The organism is Collinsella aerofaciens (assembly GCF_039062365.1).
In the GTDB taxonomy this organism is placed as follows: Bacteria; Actinomycetota; Coriobacteriia; order Coriobacteriales; family Coriobacteriaceae; genus Collinsella.
Map to the genome: position 1 here is coordinate 22884 of NZ_JBCJBI010000020.1, position 10491 is coordinate 33374.

Genomic DNA, 10491 nt, shown 5'->3' on the forward strand with positions numbered 1-10491 from the left:
GTTCACTCATCCCCTTCAAGAAAACGCAGGGCATTACCCCAGTAGAGCCTTTCTCGCGCATCATCGCGCATGGGCACGGTATCGAGCGCCCGCTTGAGTTTGAATGCACGGAAGCGCGGCGTATTGCTGGCGAACATCACTTGGTGCGATAGCGCGCGCTCATACCACAGCGGCCCCATATCGACCGTGAAAAGACGCTGCATCATCTCCTCGGGCGAATCGATGTAAGTGATAGAGGTGTCCGCGTAGCAGTTGGGATACTTGAGCAGCATCGCCACGGTCTCGCGCACCCAGGGCCAGCCAAAATGGGTCAAACTAAAACGCACATTTGGATGCGTTGCGATTGTGTGCTCAAATGCAAGCGGGTTACTGCGCGAGAGCTCTGCGCCCGGCTCCCAAGACATACCGGCATGGAAAACCACCGGCTTGTTATAGCGCTCGCACAGTTCGTAAAGCGGCTCGGCCACAGCATCATCGGGGGCAAAACCCTGCTTTGCCGGATGCAGGCAAAGCCCCTTTGCCCCCAACTCGGTAAAGGTGCGCTCCAATTCGTCTGCGGCACAGCTCACCTGCGGGTCTACGCTCGCAAATCCCCACAGACGATCGGGATGCGCGGCAACCAGCATGGCAATCTGGTCATTGGTGCCAAAGTGCCCTCCGCATGCCGTGGTTACATCGAGCGGCATGAGCACGCTCTTCTGCACATCGCAGACGTCCATCTCGACTTGAAGCTCATCCCAATCCATGGGGCCCATATGCCCCATACCAAATTCTCGTGACCAAAAACCGAATCCATCAGGCTCATCACCCGGCGTACAGATCTCGCCGTAGAGCATAGGATGGACCAACATGTCGATAACCATTTCGCACTCCTTTCCAGGCATTTGACCCTAGTACGGCTCAAAAGAGCCGATGACGCGGGACGACAGCTCAGCGCCCGCCTTCATACACGCCGGAATATCAAGGCCATCGATCACGCCCTTGGTAAACCCGGCAATATACGAGTCGCCGGCACCCACGGTATTAACGACCTTCTCCGCCGGTACGATCCCGCACTCATAGAAGTGCTCACCGTCATAGGCAATGCTTCCCTTCTCGCCAAGCGTGGCAACCGCAACGCGCGGTCCCAATTCCTGCACGTGGCGTACCCAGTCTCGCAGCTCCGGAGTGTCCTCTTCAAACGACATGAACGCATAGTCTACGTAAGGAAAATGAGCCTCACAGGCATATTCGGGATCCTGGCTGAACACCGAGAAGTCCATAACCACCGTCTTGCCCGCATCATGCCATTCGGGCAGGAGGTCCAAACAATTGCCAAACAGGTCGGTATGGATGATGTCATGCTCTAGGATAAACGCCCGGTCATCTTCATTCGGACGATATGTCTCCATTACGCCATCGATTGCCTCGAGATGCACGCGATCGACGCCGTCTTTCAATGCCATGAGCATCACCGAGGTGTCGCCATCCTCCACCCGCAGATGTGAGATATCGAACCCCTCAGCGGCCAGCGCCTCTCTCATCTTGTCTCCGTACTCGTCCTTGCCGACAACCGACACGGCGGATACCGAAACGCCCATTCGTGCAAGATGGATACCCCAGTCAATGCCATTGCCAGTCGGATAGAACACGCCGATGTTCTGATAGACGTCCGCGCAGCAAAAACCAGCCGCACACGCTTTAATGCCCATAGTCTTCTCCAATGTTCAAAAGGGGACCCACCACATGGCGAGCCCCCTTTTCGCGTTTCGCTTATTGTTTTGCATCGGCTGTCCAAAGCCTCATAGCCAGACCGCCGTACGCTTTCTTAAGCTATTCGACGATTGGTGCTCCGTGGCCCCAAGAACCTTCCATGCCGCACACGGTCGAGGCAAACCCGGCAGCAAAGTCGAGCGCGCGCTCGATGGCCTCGGCGCCATCCTCACCACGCTTGGCGGAATCGAGATAGCACATCAAAAACGAGGTGAGGAACGAGTCGCCCGCCCCCATGGTGTCCTTCATGTCCGTTACCGGTTTAGCCAGCTGGCGGTAATAGCGCTCACCGTCGTAAGCAATGCAGCCCTCGGCGCCCGCCGTAGCCGACACAAAACGCGGACCCAGGCCCTTCACCCATGCCAGACGCTCGCGAATCTCTTCCTCACTCGCGGCATCCGCCGCACTAAAGAAAGCAAAATCGACGTAGGGCGCAATCTGCTCGTAATACTCGTCGGTGGAGTCGTCCGAAAAGTCAAAAGAGACCGTGATGCCCGCGGCCTTCAACTTGGGCAGCTCGCGCTCGGTAAAGCAATAGTTGCCCGAATGAACCACATCGAACTGCTTCATGTACGAAAGGTCAAAGCGATCGAGGACATAGCGCGCATCGCCACGGATACCGCCCTCGTTGGAACCAAGGAAGACACGGTCACCGTCAACGACGGTCACGCGAGCCGCTCCGTTCTCGCCAATCATCTGCTCGCACTTATCAAGCTCGATACCCTCATCCTCGAGGCTTGCAATGACATGCTCGGCAGCGGCGTCATTGCCAAAAATGCCCATGTATGCAGAGCGTGCGGCACCGCATTTCTTGGCATAAACAGCAAAGTTCACCGCATTGCCGCCGGGATACATGGTGTGGATATGCTCGTAGCGATCGACGACGTTGTCGCCAAATCCGAGCGCGTTAACGTTAAATGCCATGGCCTTTGTCCCTTCTAGTACTCGACAACACCCATGTAGCGACGGAAATCGGGATCGTGATCAAACACCTTGCCGCGTGCAGCACGCAGCTCGCAGTTCATGGCGTAGAACAGCACCGGGTCCAGATAGGCACGGACGCTCGCCGGCACGGCTTCCATACCGTACTCCTTGGCATCGAGCACCATCAGCGTATCGGTATGCGTCTTAAGGAACGCCAGGGCGCGCTCGTCCATAGCACGGCACTCGCTGGAGCCCATCTGCAGGAAGTAAAATACGCCATCCTGAGTAGCCTCGAAGGGGCCGTGGAAGTACTCGGCAGAGTGGATGTAGCTGCAGTGCTGCCACTGCATCTCCATAAGAGAGCAGATGGCGAAACCGTAGGTCTGGCTAAAGTTGGGACCGCTGCCCAGAATGTAGAAGAACTCGTGCTCCTGGCAAAGCTTGGCAAAACGATCGCCCAGCTCGGCATTTACCTTCTCACGTGCCGGGGGAAGAATCTTATCCATCTCGGCGATACCGGCATACATATCGGCAAGATCGGCGTAGCCCTCCTGCTGATCGAGCAGCTCGGCCGCAAGCGACAGCGAAATGCCAGCGGGGACCTCGGCCTGCGGCACGCCCTCGCCCCACGGGTAGACCCACGTGGTCCACTTGCCGGAGTCAATCTTGGATCCAGCGTTGTCGGTCTGGGCGATCACCGTAGCGCCGGCAGCAAGGGCAATCTCACAGCCCTCGACGACCTCGGGGGTGTTGCCACTGTGGCTGCAAGCAATGACCAGGGACTTCTCGCCAAGACGACGCGGACGCATAATGTCAAATTCACGCGCGGTATAGATATACGAAGTGAAGGTGGTTGCCTCGCGCTGCAGAAGCTCATGAGCCGGGATCAAATCGATCATGGAGCCACCGCAAGCAATCCAGTAGACGCTGTCGAACTTGCCCTTCTCGGCAATTGCCTCTTTGATCAGATCGTGTGCGTTCATATCCAGTTCCTTTCTTATTTGGCCCGCAATCAATGACGCTGGCTGCGTAGCCGATAGTTGTTTTAGTCAATCAGATATTTCTCAAATGCGGCCATGTTCTTGGCATCTGCCGCCGCCGGGTCATCGTAGTAACGACCGTCCGTGATTTCTTGGCCCAGCATGCCGTCGAAACCATGGGCATTGAGTGTGGCGACGAAGGCGTCCATATCGTGCTTGCCATCGCCCCACACCAGATGGCCATACGGGTCGCCGTCGATAAAGTGCATCTCGTGAATTGCCCCATCACCAAAGGCGGCAAACCAGTCCTCGAGCGTCTCGCCTGCAACGCCCATCGCGGTTGTATCAACCATGGGCTGTAAGTACGGGCTCGCGACTTCGTCAATCATGCGCTTCGCATCGGAAACCGTCGTCACAAGGTTGCTCTCCTCGGGACGTAGGCTTTCCATCGTAAGCACCAGACCGTGCTCGCCGGCATACTCCGCCAGAATGGACAAGTGCTCGCGGCTGCGCTTCCAGGCTTCCTCGCGGTCCTCGTCCCAGTCGCCCCAGCCCGAGTTGACGGACATACGGTCGCACCCAAGTACCTCGGCAAGCTCAATGCCGTGCTTAAAGTACGCCAGGCTGCGCTGTTCATGCAGTGGCTTGCGTGCGCAGTACTGCCAAGGATAGACAACATTCTCGGGGCACAGAGTGCGATACCTAAGCCCACGGTCTGCAGCCTTTTTCGCCAGGACCTCAGCCTCGAAGTAGCCCGTATGGTCGAGCGTCACATGCGGCTCCGCGCACCACAGTTCAATGGATTCAAAGCCCAAGCGCTGCTGCACATCAAGGAAGTAATCGAGCGACCACATGATGTAGTGGATATTCATGCCCGCAATCTGCTCGCGGCGCAGCGTCGGTTTGGATTCGGGCATCTTATGCCTCCTTATTTCGGTCGAACACGATTTGTCCGTCCGACATCGTCATATCAACCGCAAGATCGCGTGCATCGCGATAATCGAGGTCAAACACATCCCGATCGAGCACGCAGATATCGGCAAGCTTGCCGACCTCGAGCGTACCCAGCTCGTCTTCGCGCATCAGGTCGTACGCGCCCCCGGCAGTCCAAGCGCGCAAGAGCTCGACAAGCGTCAGCGTGTTGACCTCATTCACAGGCAGCCCGTCGTCGAAGTATCCGCCGCATGCACTGTAGATTGACTCGCCCAGGCTCGGAATCAACAGCGGCAAATCCGTGCCACAGCACACTGTGCATCCGGAATCTTCCATGCCACGGCGATTCCAGCTGTGCAAAAGTCGCGTCTCGCCAATTTGTCGACGCATCATCGACAGGCAATCCTCGCGCCGGTCCAGCGTCAGAATCTGCGGATAGACCTCGCAAATTCCACCCAACTTGCCAAACTCGACAAGATCGGTCGGATCAGAGTTCTCGAGATCGGTAATCGCATGGCGACGAAGCATCCGTCCATGCTCGTCTCGAGGCAGCGAGGCATAGAGCGCCACGGTGCGGCGAACGGCGCCATCGCCCTGGCAATGCAAGGAATATCGGAAGCCGTCAGCATCAATTGCGCGTAGCTCGTTCTCAATCAGATCCCACTCGGGCTCCTCGACGACCGTCTTGCCGGCAGCGCCCGCATCGGCCGAGTCCTCATAGGGATCAATCATCTCGGCAAGCCCCGCCCATACGCCGCGATCGGTCATACGGTTGAAGCCAGAAAAACGAACGAACGGTCCCCGGAAGCGCTCTCGTGCCTCGCGAGCATATGCCAGATTTGCACCGGCACCCACCGGCTGCGACATCATAGAGACGCGAACCGTCAGCTCACCAGATTCCTCACGGCGAGCCATTTCGTCGGCAAAACCGTAGTAGTCATCAAACGCCATCTCCTTGATGGCGGTAACGCCGCGCTCGTTAAGCATGCTCATGTAGTCCGAATACCCCGCACGCACCTCGGGCAGCGCGAGGAAATCGCTCATCATGCGCCAGATCTTCTCGGCATAGCACGCCTGGGGTGTAAAGCCGTATCGCGCACTGGCGGCAGCATTGAGAACGCAGGTCTCCGCACCCGGTGTAAAGCAGACGACAGGGATATCGCCAAAACAATCGTCAAACACAGCTGCCGTATTTGCGTTCTCGGCATCCGATGCCAACGTTTCGGGCAGGTTGTGGCCAAAAGCCGCCGCGCAATCCGGATGATCATCTTTCCATGCACGCAAGAGCGACACTGCCTCTTTGACATCAGCGACGCCGGATAGATCAGACCCCAACGTCCGCAGCGCCCAGCCCGTATAGAAGGTATGCACATCGATCAGGCCAGGCATGACGGTGCGGTCGCCCAGGTCAACTACCTCGTCCGCCTGGGTCAAATACGAAGCCGCCTCACACTTGGTGCCAACCGCCTCAATTCGATTGCCACGGACCGCTACGAAACCTTCAAACGGCAGATCCCCCGTACCGGTAAAGACGCTCTTAGACGTCAGGACCGTCAAACGATCAGACATCACAACCACCTACACCGGAAGCATGCCAGAGATTGCCGTTACGATCAGGCCAAAGACGACCATGAAAATGAAGAACTTCCAAATGGTCTTCCACCATTGGCCAAACGAAATCTTAGCCACGGCAAGGCCGGCAACCGTCATGCCCGCCACGGGACTGATGGTGTTGATGGTCTGGTTGGCAAACTGGAGCGCGGTAACGGCTGCCTCGGGATTGAGGCCCATAAGCTCGGTCAGGGGACCCATAACAGGCATGGTGAGCGCCGCCAGGCCAGAACTCGAGGGAACCAGCAAAGAGAGCAGGCCAAGGACGATATACATAAACGTGGTGTAGACGGCGGCGGGTGCACCGGCGAGCGCAGTAGCGAGCGCCTGGAGGATGGTGTCGATGATCATGCCGCCCTCGGCGATGACCAGAATACCGCGAGCGATACCGATAACGATGGCAGCGTACGCAAAGTCGGCGAGACCCTTAACGAACTCCTCAGCGATCGTCTGCTGGTCAAGACCGCCCAGGATACCGGCAAGCAAGCCCATGCCAAGGAACACGGCGGAAATCTCATTCATGTACCAGCCCTGGGTAACAAGACCCCAGACGATAATGCCCATACCGCAAGCAAAATCGATAAGCACGAGCTTCTGACGGATAGTGAACTCTTCCTCGATGGAGGCATCGGTCACGGAAAACTCAACACGCTTGAGCTTATCGTCCTCGTACGTAATGGACGACTCGGGGTTTTTCTTGACGCGCATGGCGTAGCGCATGGCCCATGCGATACCGACGGCAGTGAAGATGACCCAAGAAACGGCGCGCAGCCACAGTTGCGGATTGCCCTCGATGCCAATGATGCCCTGGGCGATCAAAACATTAAACGGGTCGATGGTCGAGGCACAATATCCCAGGTTAGGGCCAAGGAAGCAGATGATGAATGCCGTCATCGAGTCATAACCGATACCCATCATGATGGGAATGAAGATGGCATAGAACGGCAGGGCTTCCTCAGACATACCAAACGTAGTGCCGCAAATGGACAGCAACGTCATCGTGATGGGGATGATGAGAATGTCCTTGTTCTTAAGCTTTTTAATCACACGGCTCATGCCGGCATTCAAAGCGTTGGTCTTGGTGATGATTGCGAACGATCCGCCAATCAATAAGACGAACGCAACGACGTCGGCAGCCTCTTGGATACCCTTGGTGGGCGCTTGCAGGACCGCGAAGATATCCTGGCCCAGATTGATGGTCTCGCCCGTCTCGGAATCGGTGTAGTTCTTATCGACCTGTTCATAGGTTCCAGCAACGGCGACTTCACGCTCGCCCGCCGCTGTCGAAATCGTCTTGCGCTGATACTGACCAGAGGGAACGATCCAAGTCAGGAACGCAAAGACAACGATCAGCAAGAACATGATCGTATAGACATGCGGTAATTTGAACTTAAAACGTCTGTTTGTCTTCTTCGCCTTCGTATCTGACATAGATACCTCCAAAGAACTCGAGAATGCATCGCATCTCGCTTCAACGCTTGCACAAGGCAAACGTTCTATGACGTTCCATAGATTACCAGCAGCTTTTCCCCTCATCAAGATAATTTCAAACTGATTGCCGCAACGCGGTTGAACGGTTGCGTTTACGCCGTGAACGGTATGGAAACGCCCGGTGAGATGATCCACCGGGCGTTTCCATTCGCAATGTCCTAGATGTCAAAAACGTAACGAGACCCAACGATCCGCTGACGACCGATGATAAACGGCCGCCGCTGCTCATCGAAAAAGAAGGCTTCCATATAAAACAAGGGTTCGCCAACGGGAACCGCCAGCAACCGAGCGACCTCGGGCGATGCGCACGCGATCTCGAGCGTGCACGGGTCGGTAAACGCGGGCGTGCGGCCCGTCCGGTTGCGCACGAACTCAAAAATGGATTGGTTAGATAGAGGTGCCGTTGATAGATAGGCGTTGTCCTCGTAAACATATATGTTGTTCTCGAGCATGACAGGGACGCCATCGGCAGTACGCACGCGCTCAACGCAAATCAAGTCAGTTCCAACGGGAACACCAAAGAACTGTGCTTCGGTGGAATCCGCCGGCAGTATCTTTCTCGAAATGACACGCGCCCCCGGTTCCATTCCATTAACGCGGCATGCGTCCGAAAAACTCTGGACGTCATCCTTCTGGCGAATCTTGCGCTTGAGCTTGGGGGCATTGACAAACGTGCCTTTCCCCTGTCGCTTCGTTAGATAGCCCTGCTGGACGAGCTCCTCAATAGCGCGTCGCACGGTAACGCGGCCAACCTTATAGCTCTCAGCCAATTCGAATTCGTTGGGTATCCGCGCACCTGCCTTGTAGGCACCGGAGTTGATTTCGTTTTTGATGATATCGATAACCTGTTGGTACAGCGGTATCGCTGCTTTACCGTCAGTTAGCCCTTCAGTCGGTGGCATATACCCTCTCCCGGCACAATTAAGTCTAAAGCGGGCCCAAAGGCATTCAACAAGTCCTTAAGCCCGCATTAGCTTAAAGTATGCTAGGTGTCGCACCAAAATGTCGGCTATTTACTCATCAGACCCGAAAAACGCGCAACTACCGCGCTTCTAAGAAAGCTCAAGCAGTTCCGGCAGCTGGTCGATGATCTTGTCCGCGGCATCCTGGCTAAAGCCAAAGCGCTCCTCACGCTTGGCAATGACTGTCAGGCCGGCTCGCTTGCCGGCAGTGATACCAGGCACCGAATCCTCAACGCAGCAGCAGCGATTCGCGGGCAGTCCCAGCAGGTCCAACGCATGCAGGTAGATGTCGGGCTCGGGCTTGCTCTCCTTAAACTGCTCGCCGCTCACCACATACTCAAAGGCATCCGACAGCCCGCACGCATTGAGCACTTCCTCGATGCTATCCATGGGAGACGAGCTGGCAAGCGCCACGCGAACGCCGCGGCGCGGCAGCTCTCGAATCGTATCCACGGCACCCGGGTTAATCAAAGTCTGATAGTCGCGCGGACGCTTATGCGCCCACTCATCCCAACGGGCCAACGCTTCCTCGCCAGTGAAATGCCCCTTACCGGCACGCTCAAACCAATCGACCAGCATATCGAGAAAGTATTGATGCGAGGTACCGATCTGCCCGTTCAACTCCTCTTGAGTCAGGCTCAACCCAAGCTCCTCGGCAAACGCGGCAGTCTCCCCCAGGTAGTAATACTCGGTATCGACGATGACGCCATCCATATCAAAGATAATGGCGTCGAACGGAAATGCGGACACGGCACCCTCCCTAACAAAAGGGCGTCCACGAGCGGACGCCCGAACCATGAACTATCGGCGATTCTAACCCAGCAGTTGGTCAAGCGCTTCAGCGATACCGTCTTCGTTGTTATTAGCGGTCACCATCTGGGCAACAGCCTTGACTTCATCGACAGCGTTACCCATGGCGACGCCGGTGCCAGCCCACTCGATCATGGACTTGTCGTTCTGGCCGTCGCCAAACGATACGACCTCGCTGGCATCGATGCCGAGCTTGGGCAGGGCACCCTCGAGCGCACGGGCCTTGTCGATACCGGGCGCCGTAAACTCAAAGTACCAGTCAGCCGTAAACATGCCCGAAAGCGTCTGCTTAAAGGGCGCGTACATCTCCTCGTGATGCGCTTGCAAATAGGCCGGGTCGCCCGCAGTGAGTAGCTTGTCCACGGGATAAGCATCAGCGACCTCATGCAGGCTCTCCACCTCGCGAATCTTAAGATCGCACGCGTCGCGCTCATACTTGACGATATTCTTCTGCGAGCCGTCAGGCAGCGTGATCATGCAATGGTACGAGTCCTCGACGTGCAGATCGCGACCGAGCGAAATCATAGGGATCACGTCAAAATTACGCAGGTGATCAATCAGGCGATGCAATTCGTCGACAGGCATAGCCTGATCGAACAACACCTCGTCGGTCTGGGCATCGACGACGTGAGCGCCGTTAAAGGCCACCAGCAGACCGTCATGGTTTTGAAGGTCGAGCTCCTGTGCCAACGCGTGCAGCCCCCATGCGGGACGGCCCGAAGCCAAAATGAGCTTAATGCCCGACTCCTGCGCCGCGAGCAGCTTCTCGCGCGTACGCGGGCTAATCACTTTCTGATCGTTGGTGAGCGTACCGTCGATATCCATCGCGATGGCTTTGATTGCCATATGTGCCTCCTTGCATCGTTTTTATCGCGCACTATCTTATCCGAGCCGGGGCACGTTCGCACAGCGCGCGTATGACGGTTGCAAAACCACCCCATTTGAAACAAAGGTTGATTTCCGATCCCAACCGAACACATTGAGCTGACGGCACGCTCCCGCAGTTAACCGAACGCCCCCGAGGTCCT

General features: G+C 56.6%; 10 protein-coding genes. All 10 read right to left on the bottom strand.

Features of this window, described 5'->3' with window-relative positions; translation table 11 throughout:
* Positions 1-2: 2 nt before the first annotated feature.
* The 10 genes from ABCN01_RS08850 to ABCN01_RS08895 all read right to left on the bottom strand — a co-directional run bounded on the left by ABCN01_RS08850 (position 3) and on the right by ABCN01_RS08895 (position 10309).
* Positions 3-863, bottom strand: a complete 861-nt coding sequence (locus tag ABCN01_RS08850; protein WP_342996903.1) for an amidohydrolase family protein — start codon at positions 861-863, stop codon at positions 3-5.
* Between the two features lie 27 nt (positions 864-890).
* The gene (frlD, locus tag ABCN01_RS08855; RefSeq protein ID WP_342996902.1) at positions 891-1691 is read right to left on the bottom strand and encodes a fructoselysine 6-kinase; all 801 of its coding nucleotides are present in this window, start codon (positions 1689-1691) and stop codon (positions 891-893) included.
* A gap of 121 nt (positions 1692-1812) precedes the next feature.
* Positions 1813-2676, bottom strand: a complete 864-nt coding sequence (locus ABCN01_RS08860) for a PfkB family carbohydrate kinase (RefSeq protein WP_342996901.1) — start codon at positions 2674-2676, stop codon at positions 1813-1815.
* A gap of 14 nt (positions 2677-2690) precedes the next feature.
* The gene (locus ABCN01_RS08865; protein WP_022094440.1) at positions 2691-3659 is read right to left on the bottom strand and encodes an SIS domain-containing protein; all 969 of its coding nucleotides are present in this window, start codon (positions 3657-3659) and stop codon (positions 2691-2693) included.
* Between the two features lie 62 nt (positions 3660-3721).
* On the bottom strand, positions 3722-4573 hold the full coding sequence (locus ABCN01_RS08870) for a sugar phosphate isomerase/epimerase family protein (protein ID WP_117840177.1): 852 nt from the start codon (positions 4571-4573) through the stop codon (positions 3722-3724).
* Between the two features lies 1 nt (position 4574).
* Positions 4575-6158, bottom strand: a complete 1584-nt coding sequence (locus ABCN01_RS08875) for an amidohydrolase (RefSeq protein ID WP_342996900.1) — start codon at positions 6156-6158, stop codon at positions 4575-4577.
* 9 nt (positions 6159-6167) lie between these two features.
* Positions 6168-7631, bottom strand: a complete 1464-nt coding sequence (locus ABCN01_RS08880) for a YfcC family protein (protein ID WP_342996899.1) — start codon at positions 7629-7631, stop codon at positions 6168-6170.
* Between the two features lie 218 nt (positions 7632-7849).
* Complete coding sequence (locus tag ABCN01_RS08885) at positions 7850-8593, bottom strand: GntR family transcriptional regulator (protein ID WP_117786622.1); 744 nt, start codon at positions 8591-8593, stop codon at positions 7850-7852.
* A gap of 150 nt (positions 8594-8743) precedes the next feature.
* The gene (locus ABCN01_RS08890) at positions 8744-9403 is read right to left on the bottom strand and encodes an HAD family hydrolase (protein ID WP_342996898.1); all 660 of its coding nucleotides are present in this window, start codon (positions 9401-9403) and stop codon (positions 8744-8746) included.
* 63 nt (positions 9404-9466) lie between these two features.
* The gene (locus ABCN01_RS08895) at positions 9467-10309 is read right to left on the bottom strand and encodes a Cof-type HAD-IIB family hydrolase (RefSeq protein WP_342996897.1); all 843 of its coding nucleotides are present in this window, start codon (positions 10307-10309) and stop codon (positions 9467-9469) included.
* Between the last annotated feature and the right edge of the window lie 182 nt (positions 10310-10491).

Coding starts and splice junctions, on each gene's coding strand:
- ABCN01_RS08850 (WP_342996903.1), bottom strand. CDS start 863: ATGGTTATCGACATGTTGGTCCATCCTATGCTCTACGGCGAGATCTGT.
- frlD (WP_342996902.1), bottom strand. CDS start 1,691: ATGGGCATTAAAGCGTGTGCGGCTGGTTTTTGCTGCGCGGACGTCTAT.
- ABCN01_RS08860 (WP_342996901.1), bottom strand. CDS start 2,676: ATGGCATTTAACGTTAACGCGCTCGGATTTGGCGACAACGTCGTCGAT.
- ABCN01_RS08865 (WP_022094440.1), bottom strand. CDS start 3,659: ATGAACGCACACGATCTGATCAAAGAGGCAATTGCCGAGAAGGGCAAG.
- ABCN01_RS08870 (WP_117840177.1), bottom strand. CDS start 4,573: ATGCCCGAATCCAAACCGACGCTGCGCCGCGAGCAGATTGCGGGCATG.
- ABCN01_RS08875 (WP_342996900.1), bottom strand. CDS start 6,158: ATGTCTGATCGTTTGACGGTCCTGACGTCTAAGAGCGTCTTTACCGGT.
- ABCN01_RS08880 (WP_342996899.1), bottom strand. CDS start 7,631: ATGTCAGATACGAAGGCGAAGAAGACAAACAGACGTTTTAAGTTCAAA.
- ABCN01_RS08885 (WP_117786622.1), bottom strand. CDS start 8,593: ATGCCACCGACTGAAGGGCTAACTGACGGTAAAGCAGCGATACCGCTG.
- ABCN01_RS08895 (WP_342996897.1), bottom strand. CDS start 10,309: ATGGCAATCAAAGCCATCGCGATGGATATCGACGGTACGCTCACCAAC.